The sequence below is a fragment of the Glutamicibacter sp. AOP38-B1-38 genome, from assembly GCF_052377485.1.
Lineage (GTDB): Bacteria > Actinomycetota > Actinomycetes > Actinomycetales > Micrococcaceae > Glutamicibacter.
The window spans coordinates 78174-93666 of sequence record NZ_JBQSWU010000001.1 but is presented as its reverse complement, the minus strand read 5'-3'; the positions used below and the strand labels follow the sequence as shown (position 1 = coordinate 93666).

The window sequence follows — 15493 nt, the reverse complement described above, 5'->3', positions numbered from 1 at the left end:
CCAGATTATTACTCACCGTGCGACTCCTGCCTGCGTGATGCGTTGTGCCTTCTTGCGGCTGAAGCGACGCAGCCGTGGATCGTTGAGGTCATTCATCGATTCGCCAACCAGAGTCAAGCCCATGACCGTGAGCACGATGGCAAGACCGGGGAACAGCCCGGTCCACCAGATGCCACTGGTCGCGTCGGACATCGCTCGGTTCAGGTCGAAGCCCCATTCGGACGCGGCGGTCGGTTCGATGCCAAATCCGAGGAAGCCCAGGCCGGCAAGAGTCAACAGCGCCTCGGTGGCGTTCAGGGTGAAGATCAACGGCAAGGTGCGCGTCGAGTTGCGCAATAGGTGCGTGGTCATCACGCGCCACGGACTGGCGCCGATCACCTGCGCCGATTCTACGAAAGGTTCGGCTTTCAGGCGCATCACCTCGGCGCGCACCACGCGGAAGTATTGCGGGATGAAGACCACGGTAATCGATATCGCCGCCGCCATGATCCCGCCCCAGAGGCTCGATTGACCCTGTGAGATGACGATGGACATCACGATGGCCAGCAGCAGCGACGGGAATGCGTAGATCGCGTCGGCGAGCACCACCATGATGCGGTCAAACCAGCCACCGAGGTAACCGGAGATCAGGCCCAACAGCACGCCGACGAACAGCGACATCAGCACCGCAGCGATAATCACCCAAATCGCAGTTCGCGCACCGTACATGGTGCGGGAGAAGACATCGTAGCCGGTGACGGTGGTCCCCCAAATGAACTTGTCATCGGGAGCCGCCTGGCGCGGGAAGTCGCCGGACGTATCTGCTGATTGGGCGAAATCAAAGGGAGCAATCAACGGCGCGAAGAGGGCCGAGATAATGAACAGCGCCGAAAGTGCAAGGCCGGCGATCAGCATGCCGCGCTGGAGGCCAGAGGACATGCGCAGGTGTGAAACGACCGGAAGCCGGGCGAACCAGGACTTCCGGGCCGAGGCAATCGAAGGGATGCTCATGATTAGTACCTGACTCTCGGGTCGATCAGGGCCGCAAGGACGTCAACAATGAAGTTGGTGACCGCCACGATAATGGCCAGCACCACCACAATGCCCTGTACCGCGACGAAGTCTCGGGCGGTGAGGTACTCGGCCAGCTTGAAGCCGAGCCCGGCCCACTCGAAGGTGGTTTCGGTGAGCACCGCGCCACCGAGCAGCATGGCGATCTGCAATCCCATCACGGTGATGATGGGAATCAATGCCGGGCGGTAGGCGTGCTTGGTAACCAGGCGGAATTCGCTGACGCCGCGTGAACGTCCGGCTTCAACATATTCTCGTCCCAGTGTGCCAATCGCGTTGGTGCGCACCAGACGCAAGAACACCCCACCGGTCAGCAGGCCCAAGGCCAAGGCCGGGAGCACCGCGTGGGCGGCTACGTCGCCGAAGGCGTTCAGGTTGCCGCTGCGCAGGGCATCCAGCCAATAAATGCCCGAAGGGTTTTGCAGCCCGGTCAGCGCAAGTTCGGTCTGCCAATCGGCACGGCCACTGATCGGGAGCCAATCCAGCCATACCCCGAAGATCAGCTTGAGCAGCAGGCCGGCGAAGAAGACCGGGGTTGCATAGGAGAGGATTGCCAGGATGCGCAGGACCGCATCCGGGTAACGGTCACGGAATTTCGCTGCGACCAGGCCCAAGGGGATGCCCACAAGCAACGCGACGAGTACCGCGTTAACCGCAAGTTCTAGGGTAGCTGCACCATAGGTCACCAAGACCTCGGTGACCGCACGGTTATCGCTCATGGTGCGTCCGAGATTTCCGGTGAACACCTGGCCTAGGTATTCGATGTACTGGATGAGGACCGGGCGGTCATAGCCGGCCTCATGAATTCGTATGGCCAATTGGTCTGGAGTTAGACGTCCACCCATGGCAGCGGTAATCGGGTCACCGGTTACGCGCATGAGGAAGAAGACCACCGTGATGAGGATGAAAACGGTGGGAATGATCAGCAGGAAGCGGGTAATCAGATAGCGGAGGAATCCTCCGCCCTGCTGCTTCGCTGGCTTGCGCGCAGGTGCCGGGCTGTGAGTTTCGCCCGTTTGCGACGTGATTGTCATCTTTTGTCCTTAGTATCAGGATCAGAATTTTGGCGCATGGTCCGAAATGGACATGCCAAGGGGATCTACCTGTGGTGCACGAAGTTCTGCACTTGAGGTAGATCCCCTGGTCTTCGGTGTACTTACGGTGCCGCCGAGATTACTTGCTCAGCACACCGAGGCGGAACTTGAATGATGCGTCCAGGGTCTTTTCGACACCCTGAACGTCCTTACCGGCCACGGCAACCTGCGAGCCTTGCAAGAGTGGCAAGGTGGACAGGTCTTCGGCGACCATTCGCTGCAGCTCCTCGATCGAGGCGGTACGCTCTGCAACATCGGACTGGCCGCGCTGCTCGGAGATCAGCGAATCGACCTCCGCGTTCTCGTAGCCGTTCGACAGGAAGTTCTCGGTGGCGAAGAACGGGGACAGGTAGTTGTCGGCGTCCGAGTAGTCCGGGAACCAGCCCAGCTGGTAGGCGGGATAGTCGGTGACGCGCTGCTTCTGGTAGGTAACCCACTCGGTCGACTTCAAGTCAACGTCGAACAGGCCATCGGCTTCGAGCTGCTTTTCCACCAGCGCGTACTCGTCACCCGAGTTCGGTCCGTAGTGATCAGGGTTGTACTGCAGCGCGAGCTTCACCGGGGTCTCCACACCAGCGTCTTCCAGGGCCTTCTTGGCCTTGGCAGCATCTGGCTTGCCATCGGTGCCGTACATATCCTTCAGCGGTTCGATAGCTCCGGTGAATCCCTGTGGAACATACGAATATGCAGGAGTGAAGGTGTCCTTGTAGACGTTTGTGGCGATCGCCTGGCGGTCTACCAGATGCGCGGCTGCCTGGCGTACCGCCAGGGACTTGGCCTTATCGGCGTCGTCGGTCTTTGCACCGTACGGCATCGAGTCGAAGTTGAAGACGACGTAGCGAAGTTCGCCACCCGGGCCCTTGTGGACGCTGAGGCTCTCTTCGTTGCCCAGGTCTTCGATGTCCGTTGGGGTCAGCGAGCGCCAGGCAACGTCAATCTTGTTCTGCTGCACCTCGAGCTTGAGGTTGTTGGCATCCGCGTAGTACTTGATCGCTGCCTTCGAGTTGGCCGGCGCACCGAGCACACCCTGGTAGGCTTCATTTTCCGTGAAGGAGATCAGGTTGTTCTTGTTGTAGGAATCGATGATGTACTGGCCGCCAAAGGCTTTGGCATCCACGATCTCCTGGTCATCGAGAACCTTGTCGGCCGGGAAGACCTCGTCGTCGACGATGGGGCCAACTGGCGAGGTGAGCACCTGCGGGAAGGTCTGGTCCTCGGCAACCTTGAGCTTGAAGACCACGGTGGTGGCGTCCGGAGCTTCAACCGATTCCATGTTTCCCAACAGTGATGATGGGCCGTTGGGGTCCGCGATCTCCAGTTGGCGGTCGAAGGAGAACTTTACATCCTTCGAATCGAGATCATTTCCGTTGGCCCACTTCAATCCCGGCTTCAACTTAACGGTGAATTCGGTAGGGCTGGTGTACTCGGCCGACTCGGCCAAGTCGTTGGATGGGTCTGGGCTGCCCGGTTCCGAGTTCAGCACAAACGGGTAGATCTGGTTCATGACCATAAACGAGCCATTGTCGTAAGAGGCCGCTGGGTCAAGCGACGTTACTTTATCGGTTGTGCCCAAGGTGATGGGGGCACTGCTGGCTTCACCGGATCCGTCGCCGCCCGAGTCATTTGATGACGGACCGGTACAACCGGTCAGCGCGATGGCGGAAATACCGATAACGGCAGCTGCGAGTCGCATACCGTTCTTTTTGCTGGCCATGAGCAATCCTTCTCTGTCGTAGAACATGCGGAGTGATAGTTAGCACATGCTTCATACAGCCTAAGTGATGGAGCTCACGAAAGGCGAATGAATTCTCCGGTTTCGGCGCAGAAAGTGAGACCCATGCCGCATTCCCCAGTGATCTGGACTTCGCCATTGGAAGCTTTCTAATGCCGCGAGAGCAATGACATATACCTAAGAATGCCCCCGTACTCTAGGCTTGGAGACGATGATGACACGTAGAGACGCAGCTATTGCGTTGGATATTCCCATGGAAATGGCCAAGCGCCATGGCGTCCCTTCGCGAATGAGCGAAAAAGAATTTGCCGAGCTCAATGCAAACCCGCCGGCCTGGCTGGTCCAGTCGCGGGCCAATCGTAAAGCCGGCAGCCGCCCGGTTTGGGTCCACCTGACCTGTATCGTGTGCGGACAAGACGAATACGAACGCCCCAAGAAGTGGTGGCCGAACTTCGACTTCGTGCACTGCGCCATCCATTCCCCCGCCCAGCTTCCGAAACTGGAGACGGGACAGACCCGGGTGGAATACCAAGACATTTCCGCACGCATGTTCGGCATTGTCGACGAAGGCAACGAATAGCCGACGGAAACTCAAAATTAGATAGGTCGGCCCGAGAATCCTTGTGGATTCTCGGGCCGACCTATCTAATTTTTGTAGACGCCGAGAGGTGCTTTGGGAACGCTAGAGCACCGAAGCCGGGTCCCATGCTGAAGACCGGGCCGAATCGATCGTAGCCTGGCCCAGTACACGGGTTTCTTGGTAAACCACCATGGTCTGGCCCGGTGCGACACCTCGCATCCCCTCGGGAAGCTGAACGACCAAAACCTCGGACCCGTCGGCACGCTCCATGCGCGCCTTGGCGGTCACCGGATCACCATGTGCCCGAACCTGCACCATGCAATCGAATTCTTCGCCGGTGAGCACCTCCGGAATCGGCACTCCGGCCCAGGATATCCGGATGCCGCGCAGCTCATCGACTGCAAGCAAAGCCTCGGGCCCGACGATCACTTTGTTCTCCTTCGGGCGGATTTCCAGAACGAAGCGCGGCTTTCCGTCGGATGCGGGGCGCCCCAAGCGCAGGCCCTTGCGTTGGCCCACGGTGAATGCCTGCGCACCCTCGTGCTCGCCGAGCTGATTTCCGTCTTGATCGACGATGTCGCCCGGCTTCATTTCGATACGCTCGGCGAGCCAGCCACGCGTATCCCCATCGGGAATGAAGCAGATGTCATAGCTATCTGGCTTATTGGCCACGGTGAGCCCGCGAGCTTCCGCCTCGGCGCGCACCTCGGCCTTGGACGGGGTCTCCGCCAGCGGGAACATGCAGTGCTCCAGCTGCTGGTGGGTGAGCACGCCGAGCACGTAGGACTGATCCTTGGCCCAGTCCGCCGCGCGGTGCAATTCCGGATTGCCCGTTTCGTCGCGCAATACCTTGGCGTAGTGGCCGGTGCAGACCGCGTCGAAGCCCAGCGCCAAAGCTTTCTCCAGCAATGCGGCGAATTTGATCTTTTCGTTGCAGCGCATGCACGGGTTGGGGGTGCGTCCGGCCTCATATTCATCGACAAAGTCCTGGACCACGTCCTCGGCAAACCGATCGGAGAAGTCCCAGACGTAGTATGGGATGCCCAGTTTGTCGCAGGCGCGCCATGCGTCGTTGGAGTCCTCCACCGTGCAACAGCCGCGCGAACCGGTGCGCAGGGTCCCGGGCATGCGAGAGAGCGCCAGGTGGACTCCGACTACGTCGTGCCCGGCTTCAACCGCACGTGCTGCGGCGACTGCCGAATCGACGCCGCCGGACATCGCTGCTAGTACCTTCATCGTGTAAAACCCGTCCCTGCTGTGTGAATGCTGCTTTCGTCTGCCGCCATGCCGGCCTTCTTTGCCCGTTGATAGGCTTCGGGCAGCGCCTCTAAAAGTATGTCAACGTCTTCACGCGTGGATGTATGCCCCAACGTGAAGCGTTGCACACTTCGTGCGCTCCGCGCATCCCTGCCCATGGACACCAATACGTGCGAGGGTTGCGGCACGCCCGCGGTACAGGCAGAACCGGTGGAGGAAGCAATCCCAAACATGTCCAAGAGGAACAATAAGGAGTCCCCCTCGCATTCTGGGAAGGTGAAATGCAGGTTTCCCGGTAGCCGCGCGCCCTCATTCAGCGCATCGCGTGGACCGTTGAGCATCGCTTCGGGGATGCTTTGCGCGATCTGCTGCACCGCATAGTCGCGAAGTTCGCTGAGCCGTTTGCTCTCGGCATCCAAATTGGCATGGACTGCGGTTGCCGCCGCCGCAAACCCTGCCGCCGCCGCCGCATTCAAGGTGCCAGAGCGGAGTTTGCGTTCATGTCCACCACCGTGCTGGACGGGCATCAGGACAATGTCGCGGCGTACCAGCAAGCCACCGATCCCTACCGGGCCGCCTAGCTTATGGGCGCTGATGGCCATGGTTGCCAGACCGCTCGCCGCAAAATCAGTAGATACGGTGCCGAAGGCCTGTACCGCGTCCGAATGCACCGGGATCTGGTACTTAGCGGCCAGGGCCACGAAAGCGGCAATCGGCTCAATGGTGCCCACCTCGTTGTTGGCCCACATGAGGGTGCCCAACGCGATCCGCTCATGGTTCGCCTCGATGAGCTCTTCGGCCGCCTGCAGATCCAGCACGCCGTCGGCGTCGACCGGCATCCATAGAAGCGTTGCGTTTTCGTGGGTTTCGAGCCAGGCCACGGTGTCCAGCACCGCATGGTGTTCAATTCCAGCCACCAAAATGCTGCGAGCTTCCGGGTTCTTCTCTGTCCGATTCCAGAACAGGCCCTTGAGCGCCAAGTTATCGGATTCGGTTCCGCCGGAGGTAAAGATCACTTCGGTTGGATGAGCCGCTGCCACCCCGGCGATCTTCGTGCGTGCTTCGTCGACCACGCGGTTGGCGCGGCGACCGGCACCGTGCAACGAGGAGGGGTTGCCGGTGCTAGCGAATTGCTCGGTCATGGCCGACAACGCCGCCGGATTGAGGTCGGTCGTTGCCGCGTGATCGAGGTATACGGCGGAATTAGTCATCGTCTTAATGGTACGAGCTTTCCCTGCCTAGTTTGAATGGCCAATACGTGTGAATTGCCCGACTTCAATGGCTTCCAGCATCGGATCGCGCAAAATGGCCTCGATAAGCTCGGCCGAGCCACCGATTAGCGTGCAGTCATCATAAGGTTCGGTAGACAGCAACCAGCTGCGGTCTTCGGGAAAAGCCAAGGCCGGGCGTTGACGCTGCGGACCTTCGACCGTCGTCGCCCAAAGCGGCTGAGCCAGAAATTCGCCATCCACTTCGAAGAGCCGGTAGTTTCGGTAGCCTCCGCCTAATTCCAGCGCCGGCGTCGTGAGCACCTCCGGGGCGAAGGCAGGACGTTGTGCCTCGGCGAGCGCAGCGGCGTGAGCGGCCTGGTTTTCTTCGTCGCTGAGCTTCGGATCGGGTTCGTTCTCGATCTGGATGCGTTCGCCGCCTTCAATGAAGGCATAGCCTCCCCAAAGACCGACCACGAACTTTTCCTGCTCAGTTGCCGCGCGGAGCTGCTTCACCAGCGCCTGCCACTGCTCTACAGGCAACTCGTCTACCGGCAGGTCGGTTTCTTCCCAGGCATCCTCGGCTGCCGGGTTGCCCTGGGCATCCCAGCCGGCGACAGTTTCGAAGAGATCTGCTGCGGTGAGGATATGGTCGCGGCTGCTAGCCACGGTCCCCCACTTCACCGGCTGGTCAAACTCGTCATAGGCCGGATGCAAGATCCGCGCGTAGCGTTCGTAACCCACGGGCACTTGCGCGACTACCGTCAGCGGGTCGGCGGTGGCACAGGAATCAATGATCCATTGGCCCTGGGTGGCTGAGACATGGGAAAACTGCATAGTACAAGCCTAACCAGCATCCAGACATATCCCGCATCAGCTCGCGAGCGGGTGATATGAATGAACAAAGCAATGTGCAGCGGCACGACCGCGAATCAAGGGAGACCAGGTCGATGTTTTTACCCGAGTTGCAGGTTCCGATGCACCACTTTTCGCGTCGGAGCATAGATTTCTCGCGGACCATCGCGGTGATGGCAGTGATCAACCGCACCCCGGATTCTTTCTACGATGCCGGGTCCACTTTCGGATTAGACGACGCCGTCTCCTCGGCGATGCGTGCGGTGCAGGCCGGCGCGGACTGGATTGATATCGGCGGCGTACCGTTTTCGCCTGGACCGGAGCTCCCCTGGGAGGAAGAAGCGGCTCGTGTGGTTCCGGTGATCGAGGCGGTACGCAAGCAAAGTGATGTGGTGATTTCCGCCGACACGTTCCTCCCGGAAGTTGCCCAAGCCGCGATCAATGCCGGAGCGGATGTCATCAACGACACCACCGGGCTGGCCTACCCCGAGATGGCTCAAGTTGTCGCCCGGAATAATGTGCATCTGGTGCTGACTCATTCGTTGGCGAAACCACGCACCATCTACCCCCGCCCGCAGTACCAGGATGTGGTTGCCGAAGTGCGCGACTATCTGGCGCAAAAGGTCGAGCTGGCACTGGACTCAGGAATCCACGCGTCAAAGATCATCATTGATCCGGGACACGACCTGAATAAGAACACCCGGCATACTCTGGATCTGACCGCGAATTTTGAGGCCATCGCCGCATTGGGATACCCGGCCCTCGCGGCGGTATCCAATAAGGATTTCATCGGTGAAACCTTGGACCTGCCCAAACCCGAGCGGCTCATCGGTTCCATGGTGGCGGCCACCATGTGCGTGCTGGGAGGGGCGCGGATCATCCGGATGCACAATATCGCCGAATCCGTGCAAACCGTCCGGCTGATCGAAGCGGCACAGGGGTGGCGGGACCCCGCCTACCAGATCCACAACATGGGCGAAGTCAATCCCCCAGCTCATCCAGAACGTGAAGCCAGCCGATAGGAACCGAGCCATGCGTGAACTACTACCCAGCAACAAACCCGAAGTTGACGATACCTACCTCTTGGCGCGCTACGCCGCGTCGCAACGCCCCTTTGTGCGTTTCAACTTCGTTTCAAGTATTGACGGCAGCGCCCAGCGCGATGGGCTGTCCGGCGGGTTGGGAAGCGCAGGCGATCGGCGGATCTTTGGTTTGTTGCGACGCTTGGCAGACGTCATCCTGGTCGGTGCCGGCACCGTCCGCGCCGAAGGATACGCGGGGGCGCTGATCGGCGATGAGGACATTTCCTGGCGTGAGGCCCGGGGCTTGTCCGCGCAACCGGTCCTGGCGATCGTTTCTCACGGGCTTCATCTGGAGCCCGATGACGAGGTGTTCACGCTAAGCCCCGTCCCGGTGCTGGTCTTCACCAGCGTTCAGCTCACCGAGGAACACCGCAATCGCTTCGCTTCGCATGTCGAATTGGTTGAGGTTGCCGAGGCAGATCGGGGTTGCGACCCGCAGGAAATCGTTGCCGAGCTGCTATCCAGAGGGCTGGGTTTCATTCATGCCGAGGGCGGCCCGCATTTGCTTGGCCAATTCATCGCCGCCGATTGTCTCGACTCGATGTGCGTGAGCTATTCGCCGATGCTGTTGGCGGGGTCTGGGCAGCGCATAGCGCATGGTCCACGGCAGGCGGCCCGAGCGATGAAAATCCATTCGCTGTTCGAGGAAGAATCTATGCTTTTTTGCGATTATCGGCGCCTGGAATAAGGCTCAGCGCCCCGTGGAGCACGGTCAGCTCAAAATCACCCTGGCCAATAAGTTCCCCATCCGCATAACTTTCCTGCCTGGTTCGCACAGCTACGCGTGTGCTCCGGCTGGACAATTGGTGCCGGTGAGTTTTTCCGCGCAGAATATGTCCTATAAAAGGCAGCACCGGTAGCAATCGCGGGCCCTTCACCAGCACGATATCGGCGAATCCATCTGCGTAGTCTGCCTGCGGGAAAAGCTTAATCCCACCGCCGAGCGACTTGATATTCGTAATACTTGCTGCAAAGACCGACCCCTTGTAGTCAAGCCCTTGCGCCTGAATTTCGGTGGGGTACGCGCGAAGTTCGGGGATGCACAGCAGCAGTCCGAGAATATAGCGCAGCGCGCCTAAGCGACGTGGCAAACCATTGGCTCGTCCGTTAACACGTCCCTCAATTCCCCACGACACCGCACCCACGGCAAGCGTAGTTCGTGGCAGATCATTGGCAAATCGCAGCTGGAGCAAATCGATCGGGGTCCCTGCTGCCCCTCCGGCCAGAAAGAGAACCACCTGCTGGATCGTTTCCTCCACCGATCGGGCGCCGTACATTCGCCAGGTGTCGTTGCCGCTGCCTGCCGGAATGATCCCCATCGGTATGTTCTTCCCTGCAAGATCCTGGATGGCGTGGTGTATTAATCCATCGCCGCCGATGACTACTACGGCATCGGCTGCTGCCAAGGCTTCTCCGAATTCCCGCCCATGGAGATGCGCGGTGTTCAATCGCTCTGCGTGAAGCCCGTGCGCCTTGAGCCGAGCTTCCAGCTCTTCGACACGTCGCATCGCCAATCCCCTGCCTGAGCTCGGATGGAAGACTATGCGAATGTGCTGATATTTCACGGATGGCACCATAAAGATAGAGAATACCCAGCAAACGCTCGGGTTTGAAAAGCCAACTCCCAATCATGGAAGGTAAAATGTTCTAATTGGCACAGAACCGCGCGGCACCAGCCGTGGGAAATTGCCTTAACCGAGAGGATTCGTCCGTATCATGAGTTCGCCAAGTCCCTACGAAATTCTTGGCGTGCCCCGGACGGCAACTTTCGAAGAGATCAAGGTTGCTTATCGGAAGGCTGCTCGCGCGTCGCACCCTGACCTCGGTGGCAGCGCTGATGAGTTCAAAGACGTCCAACAGGCATTTCAGACACTGTCGGATGATCGAAGCCGTTCAAGCTTTGATCGGTCATTCCAGTCCCCCGGTCAAGCACCACGCGCCGGAGCTTCCGCCCGCCAGTACGATGAAAAGCTGCGCACCTCACCGCAACAGCCCAAGGCCCAGTTAGCTACCGAATACGTCCCTCGTCTCGATGACGACTCCTTTAATTTGCTGGATCGGGCCCACTCGGTTCAACGAAGCCATGGTGAGCCACGAAAGCGCGGGCTGTTCAATTCCCGTTCCAGGCTTACCCGAGAAGCACAGACGATCAGCATGCTCAGCAAAAACGTGCTCAATGTGCTGCCTGCGGCCCGGCTGGTCAACGGTTTGCAAGCACCCGGCGGCGGACACTACGACCATGTGCTGACCGCCGGGTATCGTATGGCGATCGTCAACACGATGACGCTTCCCGAGGGCTACTACGCATTTGATGGGAACGTATTGCGTCATGGAAATAAAATGACTCAGCCCCCGGCCTTGAACATCACCGGGATGCAACGCGCATTTATGCAGATGAACGTCGTTGCCTTTACGTTGGTCCTTTCCAGCCAGGGCAATCCCCATGAGCCGGTCATCGAATATCACCGCAGAGCCGATCCGACGCTGGCCTCTACGCCCAACGTGCTCAATGCGGCAGGGCTCATCCGCGAACTGAAACTTTTCCTCGGATCAGGCCCCTCCCCGAACATTGTTGACCGTTCGGTACTGGCCCGAGTCTTAGGCGGAATGTACTGATTACCAGTTTTACTGCTCCGAGTGCTTAAACTGTTAGATGTGTTCCGTATTCTTTTCAATGCTCCCGAAATTCCCGGCAACTCCGGGAATGCCATCCGCCTAGCCGCAATCACCGGTGCCGAACTTCATTTGGTGAAGCCCTTGGGCTTCAACTTTGAGGACGCCAACCTGCGTCGTGCGGGATTGGACTACCACGATCTAGCGGTGGTCACCGTTCACGAAAACCTGGACGAAGCCCTCGCTTCGCTAGGCGAGGGGCGTGTTTTTGCGTTCAGTTCCGAAGGCGACACGCTGTATACCGAGCTGGACTATGTCCCAGGTGACATTCTCATGTTCGGCAAGGAATCGGTGGGCCTTAGTGCCGCAGATAAATCCCACGAACGGGTGACCGATCTGGTCCGTCTGCCGATGTTGCCGGGACGCCGATCGCTGAACCTTGCCAATGCCGCTTCCGTCGTCGCCTTTGAGGCTTGGCGGCAAAATGGGTTCGCCGGAGCCTAAAGTACCAGCCCAATTGGGCCAAGTACACAGCTTTACCCAATCTTTATAAAGTAAGCTTTTGAGTATGTTCGCGCAGGCGTGCATCCGACAAAACCGACGACTTCTCGGGAGATTCCAAAACAATGAACGGTAGCCCTTCGCAGCACCGCGACGAGCCTCAGGACGAAAATCTGGGTCTGGACCTAGTCAGTCAAGTGGCCCACAGCTCTCGTGCGGAACGGAGCGCACGGCCAAAACGCTGGATCTTCGCAGTGATTGGTTTGGTAATCGTGGTCGTCTTGGCCCTCGTGACGTTTTCCTTGCTCAATAGCGAAACGAAATCTTCTAAAGCCGCAAAGGCCGATGATGTGCTCACAGAGGTTGTTGAACTCAATAGCGGCGGTCAGGCGACCATCAGTACTTCCAAGCAGGAGAATGCGCTAGGCGTTGAACTGACCGCTCTGCCACCACTTGATGATTCTGAACAGTACGTTGTTTGGGCCGTGCATGAAGAAGGCGGCATCAGCGTAGTGAGCAAGACCTCGGGAGAAGACGCCAAGGGCGGGCTCTCACCCATCGACGATGTTCTCGCGGTACATATCACCGTGGAAGGTTCAGAGATACCCGCTTCACCGTCGGAAGACACCGAGGCCTCGGTGGACCTGCCGCTAGGCCAATCGGAAGAACCCGCAGCTTAACCAGCTAGCGATGAGTTCTCAGTCGATAAACTAGCATTCATCAGACGTATTCGGTGCGGTTCCCCAAAAGGGGAACCGCACCGAATTGCTTTAACCCGTAATTAAGTCAGAATCCTGCGATCGTGTCATCGGCGTTCACGGCCACCAGGTGGAAACCTTCCGCTAGCTCGTCGGAAGGCATGTTCGCGCGTACGCCATTCGCTCGGCACTGCTCGAGTACAAATTTCTCCATCGCCTCGACGTCGGGGTGCTGGGTGAAATGGGCTCGCAAGGCATCCATCTTCTGCCCAAAGAACTCGGTGATGTTCACAAAACCGTTTTCGCGTTCCTTGGGGGCCCCATATAACCATAGCCAAGGTAGCTTGTAGGCCTCCAGTCCTTCTTCCGCGAGCAGCTCAGGATAGGCGAACGGGTTTTCGACTGCAGGGTAGATAGCACGGGTTACCGCTTCGCCGCAGGCAAGATGGTCCGGGTGCGAACGCTGGATGCGGTCCCAGTTGCGTTCCGTGTGCATGGCCATAACTATTTGCGGGCGCACCTGACGGATCAGTCGAACCACCTGACGCATGACATCGTGGCTTGGTTCCAGATATCCATCGCGCTCTCCCATGAAGTGCACGGTGCTGACACCAACTCGGGCTGCCGCAACTCGTTGCTCTTCGTGGCGCAAGCGAACCGTCTCAGCAGGGTCACGGTCGTCAAAACCGCCAGCGTCGCCATCGGTCATAATGCAGTACTGCACCTCTACCCCCGCGGAAGTCATTGCGGCTACGGTTCCGGCTGCGCCGAAATCTAAATCGTCAGGGTGCGCTGCAAAAGCCAGCACCCGCTGGGTAGCTGAGTTAATGAAGTTGTTCGGATCAATCATGCTTGGCATCGTCAAATCTCTGTGGCTGCCGGGGCAGGGTATTGGCAAGGCGTCTCGTGGCCCTCTGGTTTTCGGACCGAAAATTGGTCATTGACCGCGGGCTGGAGTGTTGATCTCTATCGTATCGAGATCCTCGGCGTACCTCGATTTTGGGCCCAAATCAAAAGTGACGTACCGCAGAATCCTGCGGTACGTCACTTTGCTTGCATCTATTCGTCCTATTCCAGAGACCCAACCGTCGCTGATACTTTGTTTTCGGCACCATTCCGGGTGTAGGTGATCTCGGCTTGGCCGCCAGCTGGCACCTCTCGAATTGCGGCAGTCAAGGTCTGGGAATCCTGGATTGCTCGTCCGTTGACGCCAGTGATGATGTCTCCGGATTTCAAACCGGCTTCCTCGGCCGCCGAATTCGGTGAGATCTCCCGGATCGCTGCACCAACGCTGAACTGCGAAGCGTTCGAACCAGTCGAAGCGCCCTGCGCTTGTACCGTCGCGCCCAGCAGACCATGGGTGGCCTTGCCATTGGCGATCAGTTCCTGAGCGATACGCTGTGCGTAATCCACAGGAATCGCGAACCCTACACCAATCGAACCGGAATCTTCACCACCGGCCCCGCCAGAAGCAATGGCGACGTTCACGCCAATAATTTCGCCCTTGTTGTTTACCAGCGCGCCGCCGGAGTTGCCATGGTTAATCGCTGCGTCGGTTTGCATCACGTTGATGTAGATCGAGCCTTGCCTGGACTGGTCCTGCCCTTCGGGCATGCCTGGGAATTGGAAGTTGAACTGGCTTCCGCCGCCATCTTCGCCCTCTTGCTGCGCATTTTGTTCCGGCACTGCGGAAGATGCCACCGAAATGGTGCGGTTAAGCGTGGAGACAATGCCGTCGGTGACGGTTCCGCTCAGACCAAGAGGCGCACCGATTGCTACCGCGGTGTCGCCAACGTTTAGCTCGGAGGATTTCCCCAGGGTCGCAGGCACGAGGTTCGGCGCATCAACCTTGATGACTGCAAGATCTGAGAGCGGATCGGTGCCAACGAGCGTGGCCTGATGCACCTTGCCATCGCTCAAGCGAACGGTAAGCGTTGGGTCGCCGGTTTCTCCTCCCAGCGTGACCACGTGGGTGTTGGTCAATATATGGCCTTCGGTATCCAGAATAATTCCGGAACCCGAACCGCTTGAGCCACTACCGGAAGCTTCGATGGTGACCACGCTAGGCGAAGCTTTCGCTGCCGCCGCAGTAACCTCTGTGACGGAGTTCGGATTGTTGATCACCACACCATTTTGTGGAGTCTGCACCGAGGAACCGCCCAAATCATTCCCGCCGGCCATGAAGTAGGTGGTGCCCGCCGCGGTGACGCCACCGATAAGTGCCGCAGCCACCATGCCGGCGATCAGCGTGCTGCCTGCGAACTTCTTTTTCGGTGCGCGCTCTGGCGGAACCGGGTAGTTCTCATGTTGCTGTCCGGAATGGCCGTATGCTCCGGCTGCATAGGATTGTCCGGGCTGCGCAGTGTGCTCGGTGGATCCTTGACCGTAGATCCCTGTTTCCGGCTGCTCCTCGGTGGAGTACTGGGCACGTGAATAGACGTCGGTCGGCTGCTCCTCCTTGCTAGACGCGGGGCATACCCGGTCATAGCTACGTGTCTCGCCGGCATCCGACGACGACCGGGGTTCCGGAATATTCACGCGAGGTTCCTCAGCATGGCCCGGAGTCTGGGCGATATCTTTCGGCTGTTCTGGTTCACCCGTTTTATTGTTTCGTGGTTCATCCGGTGTCTGGCTCATCTTCATGCCTCTTTCGAATATCGGATCTCTTGAGTCTTATTATTCAGGGTCGAACTGTGGCAGTTGCGAGGGATGACTTTGCGCAAGCTGTGAGTTAACTATTCTGGCAGCTGAATAGCATGGACGCTGTGTTGCCGTGCAAATAGAATCAAATTGAGCTGTGAAAGTAGTCGCAGGTAAACGTGG

At 58.8% G+C, this 15493-nt stretch carries 15 protein-coding genes; 6 read left to right on the top strand and 9 right to left on the bottom strand.

The window, feature by feature from the left end:
* Nucleotides 1-12: 12 nt before the first annotated feature.
* The 3 genes from ACT3TP_RS00440 to ACT3TP_RS00430 all read right to left on the bottom strand — a co-directional run bounded on the left by ACT3TP_RS00440 (nucleotide 13) and on the right by ACT3TP_RS00430 (nucleotide 3858).
* Nucleotides 13-990: an ABC transporter permease gene (locus ACT3TP_RS00440; RefSeq protein WP_096286608.1), complete on the bottom strand. Its 978-nt coding sequence runs from the start codon at nucleotides 988-990 to the stop codon at nucleotides 13-15.
* Between the two features lie 2 nt (nucleotides 991-992).
* Nucleotides 993-2084 (bottom strand): ABC transporter permease, encoded by a 1092-nt coding sequence (locus ACT3TP_RS00435; RefSeq protein ID WP_096286611.1) that lies wholly within the window; start codon nucleotides 2082-2084, stop codon nucleotides 993-995.
* 139 nt (nucleotides 2085-2223) lie between these two features.
* Entirely contained in the window at nucleotides 2224-3858 is a 1635-nt protein-coding gene (locus tag ACT3TP_RS00430) for an ABC transporter substrate-binding protein (RefSeq protein ID WP_444618757.1), read from the bottom strand.
* Between the two features lie 229 nt (nucleotides 3859-4087).
* Between ACT3TP_RS00430 and ACT3TP_RS00425 the strand changes: the two genes are divergently transcribed.
* On the top strand, nucleotides 4088-4456 hold the full coding sequence (locus ACT3TP_RS00425) for a hypothetical protein (RefSeq protein ID WP_444618755.1): 369 nt from the start codon (nucleotides 4088-4090) through the stop codon (nucleotides 4454-4456).
* Nucleotides 4457-4558: 102 nt separating this feature from the next.
* Here the strand turns inward: ACT3TP_RS00425 and mnmA are convergent, their stop codons facing one another.
* The 3 genes from mnmA to ACT3TP_RS00410 are packed head-to-tail and all read right to left on the bottom strand — an operon-like array spanning nucleotide 4559 to nucleotide 7758.
* Nucleotides 4559-5692 carry a tRNA 2-thiouridine(34) synthase MnmA gene (mnmA, locus tag ACT3TP_RS00420; protein ID WP_444618753.1) on the bottom strand — a complete coding sequence of 378 codons (1134 nt, stop codon included), beginning with the start codon at nucleotides 5690-5692 and terminating at the stop codon, nucleotides 4559-4561.
* Complete coding sequence (locus ACT3TP_RS00415) at nucleotides 5689-6924, bottom strand: cysteine desulfurase family protein (RefSeq protein ID WP_444618751.1); 1236 nt, start codon at nucleotides 6922-6924, stop codon at nucleotides 5689-5691. The genes mnmA and ACT3TP_RS00415 overlap by 4 nt, the downstream gene beginning before the upstream one ends.
* A 27-nt stretch (nucleotides 6925-6951) precedes the next feature.
* On the bottom strand, nucleotides 6952-7758 hold the full coding sequence (locus tag ACT3TP_RS00410; protein WP_444618749.1) for a hypothetical protein: 807 nt from the start codon (nucleotides 7756-7758) through the stop codon (nucleotides 6952-6954).
* A 113-nt stretch (nucleotides 7759-7871) separates the two neighbouring features.
* Between ACT3TP_RS00410 and folP the strand changes: the two genes are divergently transcribed.
* Both folP and ACT3TP_RS00400 read left to right on the top strand, forming a co-directional pair.
* The gene (gene folP, locus ACT3TP_RS00405) at nucleotides 7872-8798 is read left to right on the top strand and encodes a dihydropteroate synthase (protein ID WP_444618747.1); all 927 of its coding nucleotides are present in this window, start codon (nucleotides 7872-7874) and stop codon (nucleotides 8796-8798) included.
* A 10-nt stretch (nucleotides 8799-8808) separates the two neighbouring features.
* Complete coding sequence (locus ACT3TP_RS00400; RefSeq protein WP_444618745.1) at nucleotides 8809-9546, top strand: dihydrofolate reductase family protein; 738 nt, start codon at nucleotides 8809-8811, stop codon at nucleotides 9544-9546.
* Here ACT3TP_RS00400 and ACT3TP_RS00395 read toward each other — a convergent pair.
* Nucleotides 9512-10435: a diacylglycerol/lipid kinase family protein gene (locus ACT3TP_RS00395; RefSeq protein ID WP_444618743.1), complete on the bottom strand. Its 924-nt coding sequence runs from the start codon at nucleotides 10433-10435 to the stop codon at nucleotides 9512-9514. The genes ACT3TP_RS00400 and ACT3TP_RS00395 overlap by 35 nt on opposite strands.
* A gap of 139 nt (nucleotides 10436-10574) precedes the next feature.
* On the opposite strand from ACT3TP_RS00395, the gene ACT3TP_RS00390 reads away from it, so the two are divergent.
* From ACT3TP_RS00390 to ACT3TP_RS00380, 3 genes are all read left to right on the top strand, one after another.
* Nucleotides 10575-11474 carry a J domain-containing protein gene (locus ACT3TP_RS00390; RefSeq protein WP_444618741.1) on the top strand — a complete coding sequence of 300 codons (900 nt, stop codon included), beginning with the start codon at nucleotides 10575-10577 and terminating at the stop codon, nucleotides 11472-11474.
* Between the two features lie 39 nt (nucleotides 11475-11513).
* Nucleotides 11514-11975, top strand: coding sequence for a tRNA (cytidine(34)-2'-O)-methyltransferase (locus tag ACT3TP_RS00385; protein WP_444618739.1), 462 nt, complete (start codon nucleotides 11514-11516; stop codon nucleotides 11973-11975).
* Between the two features lie 122 nt (nucleotides 11976-12097).
* Nucleotides 12098-12652 carry an anti-sigma factor gene (locus ACT3TP_RS00380; RefSeq protein ID WP_444618737.1) on the top strand — a complete coding sequence of 185 codons (555 nt, stop codon included), beginning with the start codon at nucleotides 12098-12100 and terminating at the stop codon, nucleotides 12650-12652.
* 106 nt (nucleotides 12653-12758) lie between these two features.
* Here ACT3TP_RS00380 and ACT3TP_RS00375 read toward each other — a convergent pair whose 3' ends face one another.
* Entirely contained in the window at nucleotides 12759-13520 is a 762-nt protein-coding gene (locus ACT3TP_RS00375; RefSeq protein ID WP_444618735.1) for a PIG-L deacetylase family protein, read from the bottom strand.
* Between the two features lie 218 nt (nucleotides 13521-13738).
* Nucleotides 13739-15307 carry a S1C family serine protease gene (locus ACT3TP_RS00370; protein WP_444618733.1) on the bottom strand — a complete coding sequence of 523 codons (1569 nt, stop codon included), beginning with the start codon at nucleotides 15305-15307 and terminating at the stop codon, nucleotides 13739-13741.
* Nucleotides 15308-15493 lie beyond the last annotated feature (186 nt).